At 52.6% G+C, this 16,596-nt stretch carries 17 protein-coding genes; 4 read left to right on the forward strand and 13 right to left on the reverse strand.

The features are described from left to right. Nucleotides 1-11 precede the first annotated feature (11 nt). From ACFO3S_RS23070 to ACFO3S_RS23110, 9 genes are all read right to left on the reverse strand, one after another. Entirely contained in the window at nt 12-338 is a 327-nt protein-coding gene (locus ACFO3S_RS23070) for a PH domain-containing protein (protein WP_378100857.1), read from the reverse strand. 56 nt (nt 339-394) lie between these two features. After that, nucleotides 395-1,039 (reverse strand): PH domain-containing protein, encoded by a 645-nt coding sequence (locus ACFO3S_RS23075; RefSeq protein WP_378100859.1) that lies wholly within the window; start codon nt 1,037-1,039, stop codon nt 395-397. Between the two features lie 26 nt (nt 1,040-1,065). Continuing rightward, nucleotides 1,066-1,449 (reverse strand): PH domain-containing protein, encoded by a 384-nt coding sequence (locus ACFO3S_RS23080; RefSeq protein ID WP_378100861.1) that lies wholly within the window; start codon nt 1,447-1,449, stop codon nt 1,066-1,068. Beyond that, nucleotides 1,442-1,663, reverse strand: a complete 222-nt coding sequence (locus ACFO3S_RS23085) for a PH domain-containing protein (RefSeq protein WP_378100863.1) — start codon at nt 1,661-1,663, stop codon at nt 1,442-1,444. The genes ACFO3S_RS23080 and ACFO3S_RS23085 overlap by 8 nt, the downstream gene beginning before the upstream one ends. Before the next feature lie 526 nt (nt 1,664-2,189). Next, a complete protein-coding gene (locus ACFO3S_RS23090; protein ID WP_378100865.1) occupies nt 2,190-2,864 on the reverse strand; it encodes a UPF0158 family protein in 675 nt (224 codons plus the stop codon). 12 nt (nt 2,865-2,876) lie between these two features. Further along, complete coding sequence (locus tag ACFO3S_RS23095; protein ID WP_378100867.1) at nt 2,877-4,010, reverse strand: DUF6155 family protein; 1,134 nt, start codon at nt 4,008-4,010, stop codon at nt 2,877-2,879. A gap of 401 nt (nt 4,011-4,411) precedes the next feature. Continuing rightward, nucleotides 4,412-4,681, reverse strand: a complete 270-nt coding sequence (locus tag ACFO3S_RS23100) for a hypothetical protein (RefSeq protein WP_378100869.1) — start codon at nt 4,679-4,681, stop codon at nt 4,412-4,414. 244 nt (nt 4,682-4,925) lie between these two features. After that, nucleotides 4,926-5,231, reverse strand: a complete 306-nt coding sequence (locus tag ACFO3S_RS23105) for a hypothetical protein (RefSeq protein ID WP_378100871.1) — start codon at nt 5,229-5,231, stop codon at nt 4,926-4,928. 267 nt (nt 5,232-5,498) lie between these two features. Then, nucleotides 5,499-6,011 carry an immunity 42 family protein gene (locus ACFO3S_RS23110; protein ID WP_378100873.1) on the reverse strand — a complete coding sequence of 171 codons (513 nt, stop codon included), beginning with the start codon at nt 6,009-6,011 and terminating at the stop codon, nt 5,499-5,501. Between the two features lie 243 nt (nt 6,012-6,254). On the opposite strand from ACFO3S_RS23110, the gene ACFO3S_RS23115 reads away from it, so the two are divergent. Next, nucleotides 6,255-7,496 (forward strand): ISL3 family transposase, encoded by a 1,242-nt coding sequence (locus ACFO3S_RS23115; protein ID WP_378100874.1) that lies wholly within the window; start codon nt 6,255-6,257, stop codon nt 7,494-7,496. A gap of 701 nt (nt 7,497-8,197) precedes the next feature. Here ACFO3S_RS23115 and ACFO3S_RS23120 read toward each other — a convergent pair. Then, entirely contained in the window at nt 8,198-9,025 is an 828-nt protein-coding gene (locus ACFO3S_RS23120; RefSeq protein ID WP_378100876.1) for an AraC family transcriptional regulator, read from the reverse strand. A gap of 139 nt (nt 9,026-9,164) precedes the next feature. On the opposite strand from ACFO3S_RS23120, the gene ACFO3S_RS23125 reads away from it, so the two are divergent. Together ACFO3S_RS23125 and ACFO3S_RS23130 are read left to right on the forward strand one after the other, a co-directional pair. Continuing rightward, nucleotides 9,165-10,136: a Gfo/Idh/MocA family protein gene (locus ACFO3S_RS23125; RefSeq protein ID WP_378100878.1), complete on the forward strand. Its 972-nt coding sequence runs from the start codon at nt 9,165-9,167 to the stop codon at nt 10,134-10,136. A gap of 44 nt (nt 10,137-10,180) precedes the next feature. After that, a complete protein-coding gene (locus tag ACFO3S_RS23130; RefSeq protein WP_378100880.1) occupies nt 10,181-10,948 on the forward strand; it encodes a hydroxypyruvate isomerase family protein in 768 nt (255 codons plus the stop codon). Nucleotides 10,949-11,146: 198 nt separating this feature from the next. On the opposite strand, the gene ACFO3S_RS23135 is transcribed toward ACFO3S_RS23130, so the two are convergent. Beyond that, nucleotides 11,147-11,956 carry a phytanoyl-CoA dioxygenase family protein gene (locus tag ACFO3S_RS23135; RefSeq protein WP_378100882.1) on the reverse strand — a complete coding sequence of 270 codons (810 nt, stop codon included), beginning with the start codon at nt 11,954-11,956 and terminating at the stop codon, nt 11,147-11,149. 133 nt (nt 11,957-12,089) lie between these two features. On the opposite strand from ACFO3S_RS23135, the gene ACFO3S_RS23140 reads away from it, so the two are divergent. After that, complete coding sequence (locus ACFO3S_RS23140) at nt 12,090-12,893, forward strand: helix-turn-helix domain-containing protein (protein WP_378100884.1); 804 nt, start codon at nt 12,090-12,092, stop codon at nt 12,891-12,893. 115 nt (nt 12,894-13,008) lie between these two features. Here ACFO3S_RS23140 and ACFO3S_RS23145 read toward each other — a convergent pair whose 3' ends face one another. Both ACFO3S_RS23145 and ACFO3S_RS23150 read right to left on the reverse strand, forming a co-directional pair. Then, on the reverse strand, nt 13,009-14,541 hold the full coding sequence (locus ACFO3S_RS23145; protein WP_378100886.1) for a DUF4185 domain-containing protein: 1,533 nt from the start codon (nt 14,539-14,541) through the stop codon (nt 13,009-13,011). A gap of 4 nt (nt 14,542-14,545) precedes the next feature. Further along, a complete protein-coding gene (locus tag ACFO3S_RS23150; RefSeq protein WP_378100888.1) occupies nt 14,546-16,594 on the reverse strand; it encodes a hypothetical protein in 2,049 nt (682 codons plus the stop codon). Nucleotides 16,595-16,596 lie beyond the last annotated feature (2 nt).

The following is a 16,596-nucleotide window of genomic DNA, read 5'->3' on the forward strand; positions in this document are numbered from 1 at the left end:
CACCACCTGGTTCAAGATTTATGGTTCTTATTCTTATACCACCTTAGAATTTCATCGCAGTCTTCTTTCGTAACCCCCGACATTTGGTATTCGCGTACGTTAGCAGGAGAATCGATGTCCATTTCCAGCCGATAAATACGAAATAACCGCTGCCACCATGATTGTCTGGTACTTATGGACTCTATGGATTCACTCAAGAGGTACACAGTCGTCTGATTGAAGCCGGCTTTGCGCAAGATAAACAAGTTAGCAGCGATTTCCCATTTCGTATGAACATAGATGTGTGAAATATGTTTGTAGACGAAGTAAATAATCGGAACGATTGTCAGGAACCACATGGTAAAATAACAACCTATTAAGATACCGATTACGAGTAACAAGATAACTGAAATCGCTATAGAAAGTTCGCGTTTCGATGTAGAGCTCGAGTGGGCGTTTGGAATTGGAACTCGGGAAGCAAACGGCCCAGCACTTCGGTCAGTTCCGATGTACGGATGGAAGGTATCAGCAATTTGACGCTCCGTTCTCCTGAATATCCAACGCAATCCATGCATACGGATGCATATCCGTACAAGCTCCCAAACATCAGCTCCTTGATTCGTAGGGATTGGATACGTTTCACCTGAATCTGTATTGATTTCCGCTTCATCCAACCATGATGAATGGAAATGACATCTCCGGTTCTTACTAGATGCCAACCCTTGTAACGAAATTGTGCCATCCCTATGGAGAACAGCCAAGTAACCATTGTGCAGATCCCCAAGAATGCTACTAAATACAGTGACACTTCTATACTGTTTTCTAAGGTTATCCCACTCCAAGTATCTTCCTTGAGAAGATCCATGAGACTGACTTGCCCCTCTTCCGGTGTAGGAAATAACCACCCCCACAAAAATTGAATGACGGTGATCGCGACAGGAAGTCCCAGCCAGAAGGTATTTGAACTCATGGATAGCATCATGATCTCTTTGCTGGTTACACGATGTTCTTTAGTTGAAGAAATCGCACTTCGGTTTTCGATCATCCCAATGGATTTCATGAGCAAGTCCGCCATCTTTCGAGATGTTACCAACCGGGCATCGGCATCAGCATTGGAATCATTTGAAGTTCAACAATAGCAATCCCGAGCAGCCTGTACACCCAGCTTTGCTCGATTTTAATGTTATTGATTTGCTTAAGCGGGATCGTTCTTTGAGTTACGGTAAATACACCTTTGGAAATATGCAGCACCTTGGAATCCAGTTGGTAGGTTTCCTTGAACCAAGAAAGAATAGACCAACCTCCTGTCACAACGCCATATACTATGGCTGCGAGATATACCCAATCAGGTTGTTGTCCGGTACCTGCCCGAATCTCGTTATAGAGAAACGCGGCAAGAGGAATAATCGAATACCGGATTTGACTGTATATTTTATAGACGACGGTAATGGGATGATGCCGCTTAATCATAATAAGCATCCTTGTTGTCTAACTTAGATAATTCAATGATTCGCCTGCGCAGCCGAGAGGCGTCCTCTTCTATCAGTCCCATAATAAAGTGATGATCTCCAGCCGTTGTAATGGTCAATTCCGATAATCCCCATCGTTTGGCCAGCATGTCTTGTTCTTGATCCACATGCTGCACCCGGCTAAGCGGAATAATGGACGAATTATCTGAAGGCAAGTCCCTTGATGAAGAAAAAAGATACCGCCAGACAAGAAATCAAGGCTAACCAACCCCAGGCAGGTAACCAAAATATCCTGATCATGACCGGGATGCAGCTGATCAGAATCCATTTGAACGTATGTAAGCCGTAACTAATTTGCCAATGTCGAATGACATTCGGGTGAAGCTTTTGTTCCAATGTAATCAACTCCCAAATTGGCACTATAAATACTATATCAAAGTCCATAGACCATAACCTGTCAGCAAACAAATGTTCGAAATGCAGAAAAACGACTAAGGAAACTTAGCCGTTCTTTCACTCCACCATGATGGTCTGTTGACCTCGAGTATTTTAGATTAAACAACCCCCTAATCCACATCACTCAGCAATAATTCTCTTTTGCAAACATCGCACTGAATCTTGATTACAATTCCAAGGCTAGTCGGAATGAAAGTGTAGGCAAACTTGGCGCCGGATACATCAACAGGGATACATTGATCCCATTCTCTAATTTCCCTCTCCATACTGCTGTAATTTCAAATATCATGTTCTTCCTCGCTTTCGAATTAGCTCACTTTGATTGGGCAAGGTCAACCAGGTAATGAATCTGCACAGAAAGCTCGTCCACCCTTTACGATTCTGTTCTTCAACAAACTGGTAATACCGCTCTAGCTGTTCGCTATCGGAAGATAAAGCATCCTTGAATCTTCGGAACATTCTTTTGCCGCCGCTTAATATGTTCATCAAAGTGGAGTGAAGCCTTTTGTCTTCAATCGTTGCTGCAAACTCCATCATATCCGCGTACCCTTCATCCGTCACCCGTTCCGGGATCCGAAAGTATGTTTCATTGAAGCCTTCTTCAATAATCTCGCTTAATTCTTCATCCTCTTCATCCATGTCAAACGTCCGCAACATGATAACATCGCCCGTTTCGATATTCAGGAAGAATTCTATTCCTTCTACGTACATGTCGTAGGCATCTACGATCTCCTGAAGCTGCTGCTTGTTCAAGTTTAATTCTTTCATAGATTTGCCTCCAACTGCCGTCACTTTCTTCTCTTCTCCACGTTGTTCCGCCTCATATTCCTTCCACGTGATACCATAGGGGAAACCCAAATCCGTATATCCTTCGATAAAGTAGAAATTCTCGTCTTGTTCCAACAGCCCTGCGGACTCCGAATTAGCATTAGTCCGCATCTTTTGCTTCCTGACGCGCATAAAGCCCCTCACCTAAATCCAACGTATTTGAGCATGCAATTCAGCTAAGTTGTCATGAAAACCCCAGCCGATCCCTTCTGTTTTCGAAACAACGGCTTCAAGACGCTCCTCGAATTCGTCGAACAACACGGCCGTTTCATCTTCATTCACTTGATCGATAATATCGGCATACATGGACGCCATACTATAGTAAAAGCGTTCATCGATATCCCCGTAGCTTAGGGTGAAGTCGACTCCATTTTCCACGTAAATCAGCTTCAATTTCAGACTGAACGGGACGCTTTCGGTTAGTCTTTCGAATTCTGATATTGCTTGTTTCGCTTCTTGAAGTCTTAGCTTCCCATGACCACGTTCAGGGAAAAACTCTTGCTCCACCTTCTTACGGTATTCTTGAAACAAGGATTCTACCGCTTCATCGCCCAGTATTCTTACGGCAAGGAACCTCTCCATATCTTTGCTGGCGCCATAACAAGCCTTGACCAAATCGATAAGCTGGTCGCTATTTAGCTGCTTCAGATGCTTATTCAGCGCCGATTTCGTCAGCTTTACAGGCTTATTACCCTCCGGCCGCTTAATCAGTGCTTTTGGGATCAGCTTGTCCTTCAACCGCTGGATTTCCCGATTCACTTCTTCGCTGGAGAAATGTTCGGGATCATAACCTTTGCGAACCCAGTCGATAAAATGTTCCCGCTCCGGATGATTGGGAGTGAGCAAGACTTCGATCAGATGCTGATGCCCCCAGACACCTCCCACATCTTCCTGCGGGCAGCTGCGGGCTCCATCCAGACATAAGGGTGCTGGATCCGATGTCATTGAATCGATGTTGATCAACGTAACCGTGTGCTGCCAATCATCGCCAAAATCATAGACGTAGGTAAAGGAGCTGTTTTCCTCTTGAACATGCTTCTTAACGGTTTCCCTACGTGCGTTCAACACCTCACGGTCTTCCATATGCTCGAATGTCGGATCAGGCAGCCCGACAACTTGTCCATTCACATGGAATTCGTACAAATGATAATTTTCCCATCCCATGACTACTTGAATGAGTTTATGAAGCTGGTGAAACGTCACGTCCGGATGATATTGAAACTCCCTCCATATTTTCGGGGCGATCTCATTCAGTTCGATTCTGCATCTATAAACCATGATCGTCAGTTCTCCTTTGTGGTATTCCATGCATACAAAAACCCACTGTAACCCTGGCGGAATTACAATGGGTTGGCTATTAGATTCAATCCCATTCTTCTTCACGCATCCTTCTAATTTCATCGATCAAATGCGCAGCTTGTTCCGGAGTTAAAATTCCAGCCGATTCAAGGATATCATCAATGGAGCAATCGTCCTCAGACATTTGTTGGTTCGGCTTATTTGGCAGGGGCATAGATTTTCCTCTGTATATGCTTTGCCTATAATAGGATTGGTGAGTATAGCTTCTGTTTCTAGAATGAATTGAGATATGAAATCGTACGTTTCCTCGGGGGTAAATCGCTCGCTGCGAAATTGAGAGAGCTTGTATCTTACTGTCGGAGACCATAAAACTACACGTTTCAAGACCGAAAGTCCTCTGGAGATAAGGAGTTCAGTAACTCCGATGTACTCATCGCTTTGCCAAGCTTGAATTCCTTCCTGCTTTGTTCAATCATGGCCTTCAATTCCGGACTAGCCTCAACATCAGCTTGAATGGACCTCTGCTCTTCCTCTTGCAAAACGAGAGTGAACTTTCCTTTCCCTGGAATTTGAAATTGGTACACGGAATTGTCGCGGCTCATATTCGATATGTTCTCCATCAAATCTTCCAGTGAATTGACCTTTTCCATTCGATGTCCCCCCTTGTCATAAGCTTTCCCGCTCTTTTATCATCAGTATAACACACACCGCCCCGAACCTAGAAGAAGCAGATAAGCCGGCCCTACCAGACCGGCTTATCCCCCATATGGCTCGTCCACCCTCACCTCACAAACCGCCCGCTGCACACAAACAGTGCCGTTTCCTGACGTTGATTCGTGTTCACAACGTGTTGATGTTGTGAGGTGCTAGGCGTAGAGTTTACATGATTTTCCCTTACAAATTTGATTTAACCACAGAAACTGATTCTTCTAAGTGTTTTATTAACTCTTCTACTGAGCGACATGCGTTTCGATAAATCGGCTTTTCCCAATCATAGTCTTTAATAACTACTACTCTAAATGACCCATTTTTAGAGAAGGACGGGAACCATCCTACATCAATAATCAGTTTGTCTTCATAACTTACTTGTAGCAAATCTTCTTTTAAATTTTCAAATTGATTATCAAGGGATTCATTCACATTAATGACCAAGTCGTTGTAGACAATTATTCCGTTTTCAAAGTTTATATTTTTTAACAACTCGATGTCTCCTATCTTATATAGCTTATTAAATTCGGTTTCCGTAATAGGATGGCCATGAATAGTCCCGCTACTATATTGCCCGGCCCCAACCAAAAGTGGCTCTCGGATATCACCGAAGTCCCTTGTTTAGACGGCTTTCACGAGCCATACTTTCCGGGAGAGTCTGGCTAAACGTGACGCCATTCAAAGCATGAGCTGCACGGTGCTATGATAGCGCACGGATACAAGGTGGTTTCAAGATTATGTTAAACGCAATTAAAGGTTCTATTCGCTTAAGGATTCTTTTTCATAAACTTCATCTAAAGTTTTATAGGTCCTAAATATTACATCATCAAATTCCCCTGCTTTTATCGTACTTTCCCAAATCTCCTCTGAGGCTAGATTATTCACAACAAGACGCGCCTTATTTTTGTATTCCACCATAAATATTTTCCAATTATCAAAAATATCGATAGGAGGACAAACATTGAATTGCGCCCAAGTTTCCTCAATAGCAATGCTATCATACTTACTGGAATCACCATATAAAGCCTCATTTAGACGATTAAAGAACTCTTTATAATCTAACATAAATAAGTTTTTGTTCGAACGATTCCCTTGATCTCTAACTAAATCTTCTATTAAGAATAATACATCACGCAACGAAGCTCCAGATTCATAATCTCCAATACGAGCGCCATTAATCCAATAGCAAAACCTACCGAACATCCAAGCGCCGCCGTAATTATTATTGAGTTCAAATTCCGTAGCAAAACTTTCTGGATTGCCTATTAGCATAAGTTCCCCCTTATCTTATTCCTAACTGCTCTCGGATATCTTTTGTCAATTTATCTTTCTTGATCTCGCCTGCAAAATGAACGCTACCCGCATTATCACAAAAAAATTGATAGATTTTCGGTTCAAAACCGAAATTAGCGGTTGACGAATTTAAGTAAGCAAAGAACGGGGTAAAAATGGAAAAACATCTGCAAATCCTGTATTGTTGTAAGTCCTACCCAACAACAAAGAAGGAAATGACAGATGCCACTCCAGTATATCAACGAAGCGCTCGGATTACCAGAGCTACAACTTCAACAAATCATCTCAATGGATACTCAGGAAGTTCATTTGGAGGCATCGCCTGTAGCCTACAAACAACCTTGCCCTATCTGCCATTCCGAACAAGATGTGAAGCGTGACGGCCGTAACAAACCGCGTAAGATTCGACATCTGAGCATCTTTGGCAAAAAAAGCTATGTGCATGTTCCATCCCTTCGCTTGGCTTGCACTCATTGCCGAATCAGCTTTGTTTGGACGTATGACTTTGTCGGCCCCAAACAGCGGTACAGCCGAGCTTTCCGTATCCAAACGGTAGAACAGGCACTCGGTTCCACGGCAGCACATAGCGCCAGAATGCAAGAGGCGCCTGCCAGTACGGTACAGCGAATGCATCAACAAGCTCTTCCAGCCGAGAGTGAGCGTCTTTCCAAGCAGGCTTGGTACGAAGCCCAGAACACTTCAGGCCTGATATTGGGGATCGACGACTTTGCGATCAAAAAAGGACACACCTATAATATCGGCATCCACAATCTTCGGGGCGAAACAATGCTGGATCTGCTGACTGGCCGCAAGCTTGAAGACCTGCGTGCCTATGCTTGCCAGCATCCCGAGTTTCTGGCGCTGAACCCCAAAGCGGTTGTCATGGACTTGGCTCAGGCGTATCACACATGGATCAGCGAGTGCTTCCCCAATGCCATCCGCATTGCGGATCGATTTCATGTTCACGGCTATGTCATCGAAAGTGTCCAGGAGGTCCGCAAGTCAGTTCAGCAGACCCTGTCCCCTCGAGCCAAGGCAATCTTGAAAAGTCACCATCGACTGCTGAATCCACCCCTCGACAGTCTGCCTGAAAAGAGCCAGGCTCAGTTAGAAGTCCTGCTTGCATACTCTCCACTGCTGCGCAGAGTATGGGAATGGAAGGAAGCTTTTTCTCAGTGGTATGACTGTTCATCAAACGTCTGCATTGCTCATCTGGGTTTTACCCGCTGGTTGGAGCAAGGCGAGAACATAGACCATGACGCCGTGCGAAGCACCTTGAAAACCATGTGCAATTGGCAGGATGAGATCGTGAACTACCATCGTTGTCGCTGGACGAACGCCACTGTAGAAGGACGCCATAATCGAATCAAGGCTTACCAGCGTCGGCACTACTTCACACGTAATCGTGAGTGTTACAAAGCTGGTATTTTAATTGAATGCAATCGACTCCGTTTACCGAGTTGAAAAGTTCAACCGCTAATTTTTAGATTGAGGCAGATTTCCCGCTATCATTGACTCCATACCAAGTTCCCATACCGCCACGAACAGATTTATTATAAACATCTAATGCATCCAAGGGTTCTGGTGTCTTATTAGGATTAAAACACAGGATTCTTCTATCATGAGCAGGGTTTGCTTTTTACTCTAAAACTACATCGGGATGGTACGGACTATCTTTTAATACTGGTGATTTATTGACAGTACCAGTACCTCTTATTGAACCGTAAGTCCCCATTGAAAGAACTAACTAATGCAAATAATTCTTTTTCTCTAGGTGACAAGCTCATGAAATATTCTAGCTTTTCCTCGTCAGACATCATTATATTGTTGTAGAGGCTTTCTGCCTGAAACTGTGAATATTCCGTTAGCAAATTATTTCTGTAAATAACTCATCCAACCACTGCGGGGGTTCGTAGAAGTAATCGTTTTTAGTTTCAGGAATACCATGTTTCATTACGATCATCTCTACTAAGTGCCCGGTCGGATCTTTATATTTCAATGGATTATTATGAACATAAGTGTAAAGGTTTTGAGATAACGGATTGGTCAGCTCTCCCTGGTAGCTATCCTCATCAATAAACCTCTACCAGCAAATGCAATTTCGCCACTAATCCCAATTCTCCTTAAATCTCTCGCTTCCCTTCACCCGCCACAAACTTCGCCCCTCAATCCCCATACTGATTCCGAAACTGAACCGGAGTCATGCCGGACAGCTTGTGAAACGTATGCACGAAATGGCTGTCGTCCTGAAAGCCGACCTCGAAGGCGATGTCCCTGACCGTGCGGGAACGGTCGGCGATCAGCAGCTCCTTGGATTTCTGGATGCGGAACCGGACCAAATATTGATACGGGCTGATCCCCCAGCTCTTGCGGAACAGCGTGTTCAGATATTGCGGGCTGACGCCCAGCGTGTCCGCCATGCGGCCGAGGCCGAGATCCGGGTCGCCGTAGCGCTCCTCGATGAGCAGGTAGATCGGGGTCAGCCTTTCGTGGCCCTTGGACAGAGAAGGCTGGCCGCTCGACCGCCCGTACTGCTTCAGCCGAGACAGAAAAGCGTACACCTCGAGCGAGCCGCCGATGCCCGCGAAGTCGAAGCTGTGGCCGATCCGCTCCCGGTAATGCTCGTGGCTGACGGCCAGCGGGCAATCCTCGTCCCAACTGATCGGCGCCCCGACAGGAATGTCCAGCGCGGACGCAATCGGACTGGCCAGCGCTCCGTCGAACGTCATAAACCAGGTGGACCAGCCGTCCGGATCAGGAGCATAGCTGTGCGGCACGCGCGGCTTCAGCAGAATGCCCTGGTTCGGCTGAAGCCGATATGTCGTTCCGTTCACCGTAAACTCCCCGCTCCCTTCCACGGTATGAAGCCAGTGATAATCCTGAAACCCCTGCTCCCGATGAATCGGAGTCTGATCGGTATAGCCGATGCTGGTCAGATGCAGCGGCAGCCTCCGGTCCCATTCCGTCGTGACAAAATGCCTCCCATAGTACATCCCCGCTCCACTCCTTTAGTTTCATTTTCCGATACGTTATAGGAAGTATATTATATTTCATTCGCCGCAGACTTCAACTACAATAAGGGCGAAAGTTGAATAATACGACATTTTAACCGGCAAAGGAGAAGATTATCGCATGACGCTAAAGCTAGGTTTCATCGGAACCGGAGGCATTGCCCATCACCACATTCGCAATTTGGTGCAGATGGAAGGCGTCGAACTGGCGGCCTTCTGCGACGTCGACCTCGAGCGGGCGCAAAAAGCCGCATCCGAGCACGCCGGCGCGAAAGCGTATTCAAAGCTGGACGATATGCTGGACGGCTCCCGATTGGACGGCGTATACGTCTGCGTTCCTCCGATGGCCCACGGAGAAGCGGAGGAGCGGCTCGTCGAGCGCGGCATCCCTTTCCTGGTGGAAAAGCCTCTCGGGATCGATCGGGACATTCCGAGCGCAATCGGCGCTAAAATCAAACAGCGCAATTTGATCACCTCCGTCGGCTACCATTGGCGGTATAATGAATCTGCGGCGCTCGCCAAGAAGCTGCTGGCGGACAGCATGCCCGGCATGGCGCTTGGCTACTGGATGGGCGGCATGCCGATGGTTCCGTGGTGGAGAGTGCAGGCCGGGTCCGGCGGACAGTTCGTCGAGCAGACGACGCACATCGTCGACTTGCTCCGCTATGTGTGCGGCGAGGTGCAGGAGGTGTACGCCGCCTACGCGCTGAGGGTCATGGGAGAGAAGGTCGAAGGCACCGACGTGCCGGACGTCGGCACCGTGACGCTGAAGCTGGCGAACGGCATGGTCGCGACGATCTCGAATACGTGCCTGCTGCCGGTCGGTCATCACGTCGGGCTGGACGTCTACACCGGCAGCGGCGTCCTGGAGCTGAGAAGCGACGGACTCAAGCAGATCGCCGCCGAAGGAACGACCGTTCACCCGAACGTCGCCAACCCTTACCTCGTCGAGGACGAAGCCTTCCTCCACGCCCTGCGTACCGGCGACGCTTCGCGCATTCTGTCCGACTACGAAGATTCGCTGAAAACGCACGAAATTACGATCGCTGCGAACGAATCGGCTTTGTCGGGACAACCGGTCAAGCTGAGCTGAACGGTTCGCACATCAGAAGAGAGTAGAGAGGAGTTTGAATTGACATGAAATTTTCGCTGTGCATCGGGGCTTATCAAGGGAAGGACGTCGTCTATCATCTGGAAAAAGTAAAAGAGCACGGATTCCAAGGGCTGGAATATTACGCTTGGTGGGAGCTCGGCGATCTGAAGAAGCTGGCGGCGGAACAGGAGCGCATCGGCGTCGGACTCAGCGCCACTTGCACGAAGTTCATCAGTCTGGTGGACGAGTCGCTGCGCGACGCTTATCTGGAGGGCGTTCGCCAGACGATCGAGGCGTGCCGCATTCTCGGCGTCCGCTCGGTCATCTCCCAGACGGGCAACGTGCTGGACGGCGTGCCGAGGGATACGCAGCGGCAGACGATGGTGGAGACGCTGAAGCGCTGCGCGCCTCTGTTCGAGGAAGCCGGCATCGTGCTGGAGGTCGAACCGCTGAACGGGCTCGTCGACCATGCCGGCCACTTCCTGCAGCGCTCCGACGAATCGGTCGACGTCATCGACCAGGTCGGCAGCCCGAACGTCAAGCTCGTGTTCGACGTCTACCATCAGCAGATTACCGAGGGCAACGTCATCCGCAACGCGACCGGCTACATCGACCGCATCAACCACTATCACATCGCCGACAATCCGGGACGCAAGCAGCCGGGCACCGGCGAGCTGAACTACGTCAACATTTTGCGCGCCATCAAGGACACCGGCTTCTCCGGCTTCGTCGGCCTGGAGTGCGGCTACACGATCGATACCGACGAGGCTGTCCAGCAGTTTAAGGAGGACATTTTGGCCCAGGTGCTGTAAACGAACGGGGACTGCGTGGGCTGCCGGGATGGCGGCCCCTTTTTCTTGATTTTAGCGATCTGCGGGACCGTTAATGCGGCTGGCGGCGGGGAATTGGCGGGATAACGGTCTGCGGAACCGTTATTGCGCCGGCGGCGGGAGTCCTCCGGAGATTAGCCCGCCAGACGAGCCTTGGCCTCCGGTGAACTGGAACGCGCTTTAATGAGGATACGCCATCTCGAATTCGATGCCGCACGGGCCGCCGTCCGGGTTCGGCTCGAGATCGACGGCCGTGCCGTCGGCGCGGAAGAGCGGCCGATAGTGCATGTTGATGCGCGTGGCCGACGCATTGGCGTAGTGGCAGATGAACGCGCGGCGGAACCGATCCTTCGTCTTGTTCCGGTAGGAGCCGTGGATCAGATTGCCGTTGAAGAACAGCACGTCGCCTCGGTCCATCACTGCCGGAATCGCCTTCTGATCTCTAGGCGGCTTCACAAAGTGAGTGGTGAACGACTCGTTCGAGTCGGCTGTCTCCGGGCACGAAATCTCGTAATCGCTCGTCTTCGGCACGACAAGCAGCCCTCCGTTCTCCTCATCCGCCGCGTCGATGGCCGTCCAAGCCGCGATGCAGTTGCCCGGCTCCACCTGGAGATAGAAGTTGTCCTGATGCAGCGCCTGGCCTCGCGAGCCCGGCGGCTTATAGTAGAACATGCTCTGCGCAGCCAGCGCCTCTTCTCCGTACAGATCGGTCAATACTTCCATCACCGGGCCGTGCAGCATGTACCGTTTGGCTGTCTCGTTAAACCGATGAGGGTGCATGACCCGCGGATACCTCTTCAGCGGATCGGCGGTCTCCCCGTCCAGCACCGGCTCGAAATAACCGGGCACGGTCCTGTTGCTCATCTCCTCGAACGTCGCGTCGATCTCCCGCAACTCCTCCTCGGAAAACAACCCTTTTACGATGATATAACCTTCCCTTTCGAAAAAAGCGAGCTGCTCGTCGGTCAACGCCTTCCCCTTCGTTCCCATCTCCATCGCTCCCTTGGCGGCAATATCGTTGCTCTTGACATCAGCTTACCCGCTTTCGTATCGTGGATGAAGTAAGATTGCTGCTGTAAAGTACCTGTATTCTGCTGCGAACTCAATCGAACGGAGATGGCCGATGCCGAGCAATAAACGTCTAGAGGAAGATGCCGATACGTCGACCGGCCCCATGCTCGCCGGACACTTCCGCGAGAACGACCGCTACGTCACCCGCAGACCCGAAGGAAGAAGCGACTGGCTCATCGCCATGACGCTCGGCGGAGAGGGTTATTTCCGCACGCCGGCAGGAGAGAAGCGCTGCTCCGCCGGCCAAATCGCGATTCTGCGCTCCGGAATTCCGCATGAATACGGAACGATGCCGGGACAGTTGTGGAACTTCGTCTGGGCACACTTCGGGACACTACCGGAAACCGGCTATTTACCTGACGATGAGGTTGTCGTCGCCGAGCTTCCGGAGGGTGAAACGCGCAAACGGGCTTTCCGCGCGTTTCGCAGCCTGCTGCGAGACTCCCGAGAGCGATCGGCTTACTGGCAGGCGCTGTTCGAGAACGCGATCCGCGAATTGCTGCTGCTCGTAGCCCAGCGCTTGGAGAAGCGCCTCGACCCCCGCATCGAACGAGCCCTGCAGTTTCTATCGCAGAATATGCAGGAGGACATCCGAATCGACCGCGTAGCCGCAGAGGTCGGCCTGTCCGCTTCCCGACTGTCGCACTTGTTCAAGCAAGAGATGGGCGCTCCGATTCTCGACTATTTAAACGGCATGAGGCTCCGGCAAGCCGCCCTGCTCATGCACCACATGGGCAGATCGGCTACCGAAGCCTCTCTCGACGTGGGCTTCAACAACTACAATCATTTCGCCGCTTTATTCCGGAGGGCGTACGGGCAAAGTCCGCGAAGCTTCGCCAAGGGGCCGGGCGACTAAACGGGGAACCTAGGTTCTGTTCCGCACCGCCAACCCGCCTCATTCCGTCCTCTCCGCTCGGCACAGCTCCCCGGCCCCCGTGCACGAACGCCGGCAGCCCGGCCCGCAAACGCCGCTAATTTTTCACGAGGCTGACATCGTCCAGTTGGATCCACGTATCCCCGCTGGCCCACATTCCGGCGTAGATTTCCACGATCGATTCGGGGCCGGAATTGAAGGTTACGGTAAGCTCCGTATAGTTCGCGAGGGCATAAAATCGGGTTTCGTTCCGGATCGGCCCGTTCAGCGGTCCGCGCGCCCCGAAATAGCCGCTGTCGTTGTTGGCCGACGTCCGGATCCAGCCCTTTAAGGTGTACTGGGTATAAGGCTGAACCGCGACGCTCTGCTTCAAAGCGTTCCAACCGCTGTTGTAGCGGACGAACCCGTTGTTCTGTCCGGTTCTCGCAAAGCCGAGCCCCCGGTCGATTCCCCCGTGCCCCTGCAAGTACCAGGGAGCCATATGCGTCGTCTCCGCCTGGGTCTCGAAGCCCGGCTCGGAGACCATATTCGCGCCGAAGGCGTCCGCGCTCAAATCCGCCTTCATCAGAAACGTATTGTAAGGCCCCCATTCCGACATCAGAAAATAAAGCTCCGTTCCGCCGTTCGACCACGGATGGATAAACGAGCCGTACATGCCCGGATAATCGCTGCCGCGCAAAATGATTTTTTCCCCGCTCCAGGGTCCCGTCGGAGCTGGCGCGTCCCTCATGACCAGCGCCTCCGTATAGGGATTCAGATACGCCATGATATACCGGTTGAAATGCGTGTTGTAGACGACCGACATTTCTCCGGCAATCCCGATCGCGACCGGCGCGGCCGACGACTCGGAGACGCTCCAGGCGTTGCCGTCCCAATACCGGTAGGAGCCGATGTTCAGCATGTCGGCTTCCGGCACCCTGGCCAGATAGATGCTGCCGAACCTTCCGTTCGGCGTCGCGTACATGTAGACGTAGCCGCCGTTTTTGACGAACGCGGCCATCTGGAACTTGCTGCTCCAGGCCGCGTTGTTCTGCCATCTCGCGGTCGGATGCTTCGTCCAGGTCTGCCCGTCGTCGTCCGAATACGCGATACCGGAATAGTTCGTATGCCACATGCCCGGGTCTCCCCAATGATGAACGGACATGTAGTGGATGTAGTGTCGGGTTCCGACCGTGACTCCCGCCGTCGGAATGACGGTGATCTCGTCGTTGTTGATTTTCTTGGACGATAAAATTTCCTTGGCGTGCCCCGGCGTATCCTGAATCATCGTGGAGAACGTCAGCCCGTCCGCCAAGTTCGCATCCGCGGACTTCGCCAGCACGTTGCTCCTCCATCCGGCGCCGCAGCCGCCGTCGCCGCACCAGCCGGGGCCGAACGTATCTCCGAACGCCACGAAAACTTCCCCGCCGCCCTTGTCCCACATGACGCCCAAATCCGTACCTTCCACCTTGTAATTGGAATGCGTCTGGTTCGGGTTCGGCAGCGCCTCTCCTGCGGGCGTCGCGCCGGTCACGCGCGCGACTTTCGTCACGTTCGAGGGGGTTACCGCGCCTGCCGGCCCGGCGGACGGCATTGCCGCCAGCAGCGCAAGCGCGGCCGCCAGCAGCCACTTCATGCTTCTTCTCGCCATCCGTTCATCCGCCTCTCGTCTTGGATTCTCCGGCCAAGAACGCTTCCCCGAACCGCTCCCGCATCCGCAGATAGCCTTCGGCGGCCGCGCCGTTGCCCCAATCGAAGATCGTGAATTCGCCCATCGGATCGTCCGTCGGGCTCGTTCTTCCGCCGTGTCCGTAGTTTTCCATCATAAAGCCGTAATCCCTTTCGTTCAGGAAAGGCCACGCCTGCTCCCATCTCGTCTTTACCGCTTCGTTCTCGGGGCAGTACATGAGCGCGAACGAAGCGAGCAGCGCCGCCCTCCCCCGCTCCTTGTACTCGTCCTCATCGAGCTCCATGCCGTACTGGACGATCAGTTCGGCGAACAGGCTCTGCCTGGCGTCGTTCCATTCCCCGTCCCCGTTCATGACGCCGAAGCCGCCGAGCGCCGGCACGTGAATGTACGGCGGCTGCCACACCGCCTGGGTCATCAGCATTTCATCCAGGCAGCGGCGTCCGAGACGCAGGTACGCCTCCCTGCCCGTCGTCCGGTATCCTTCCAGCAGCGCTTCGGCCGTCCAGAACATGGAGAAATTGCACTGCTTGTACAGGTTGTTTCGCTCGATTTTGCGCCCGTGCCCTTCCTGTCCCCACCGGCTGCAGGACCAGTACGTCTCGAAGTCCTCCCAGCGGCCCTCCGGCACGATCTCCGCGCATACCGCATCCAGCGCCCGGCACGCCGCCTCGGCGTATTTCGATTCCCCCGTCCCCTCATGAAGCTTAAGCAAAAAAGTGACCGAAAGCGAAGTCTCCGGAGACTGATCGAGCACGCCGCACGGCCGGAAATCCGTTTTATCGATCCAGCCGGGGAAATACCCCCGTTCGTCCTGCAGCTTCAGCAAAGCTTCCCCGTAAGCTCGGGCGTACGCCAGCAGCCGCTCGTCGCGCTCCAACTCCTCGTGCCAGCGCAGCATCAGCAGAGCGGTCCAGCTCATGTCGAGCACGTGGAGCGGAGCCTCGCGAAGACCGAGCCCGAACGGGTTGCGGTCGGAGTTGCCCCAATACAGCGTCGACCAGCCCTTGGAACGGCGGCACGACTCTCCGCCGATCTCGACCTGCTCCGTCTCCGTCGCCGCGACCGCAGGGAAGAAGCCTCCCGTCTGCGGCGCCGCCAGCGCCAGCTCCTTCATCCGATTAGCCCGTTCCTCATACTCCGGCTGGCCGGTCAGCCGCGCGTAGCGATACAAGCCGTGCGCCGAGCGAAGGGAGCTGAACCACGCCTGATTCCATACGGAAAGCGTCTCTCTCTGGCGATACGGCCCCGGGTAGTTCGGACTCTGCGTCACGTTGACGATAAACGCCGGAGCCCCGACCTCCTTGCCGTCAATCGTGAAGGCCTGCCATACGGCCGGGGCCCATTCCCGGAACGCCCACCGGTAAGCGCGCTCCACGTAGACGTCCAACCGTCCTCCATCCTGCCTCTCCAGCAGTGGACGCCCCCAGCGCTCCCAGCCGAACGCCAGCGCGTCGCGCCACGGATTGGCGATTCCTTCCGCCTCTTCGGACGCCAGCACGTAAAACCCAAACTCCATGCGCCCCTTCGGGAATACGGCGCCCGGCTCGCGCACGAACAGCACATGCTCCCGCACCGACGTGCGGCACATGCCCAGCGCAAGGCGGTTGTTCGGAGCGTCCAGGTCCATATACCACCGCGGCTCCTCCGGGCCGCCGCCCGCTCCCGCGGCCGCCAGCGCGTCCAGATCGGGGATGACCGTCAGCTTGCGCGAGCCGTCGTGCACGATCAGCGCCGGGGCGCGGAAAACGTGCTGGTCGATGACGTGCCGGTCCGTCGGAGCGAGATGGGGAGCCCAATGAAACGACGGCGCGAACGACGGTCGCAGCTCGATCCGCCAATCGTCCTGCCGCACCTCATCAGCGAGCGCGAATCCGATGCGGACTTTGGCCGTCCCCGCCCGGGGGTAAGTGACTTCGATGTCGGGCCGCACGCCGCCCAGCCAATCGCAGGTTATAGTCCCGATACATTTCTTGAACGCCGGGTCCAACAGTACCAACTCGTGAACCGGTTGCACAT

The organism is Cohnella hongkongensis, from assembly GCF_042654645.1.
Classification (GTDB): Bacteria; Bacillota; Bacilli; order Paenibacillales; family Paenibacillaceae; genus Cohnella; species Cohnella hongkongensis.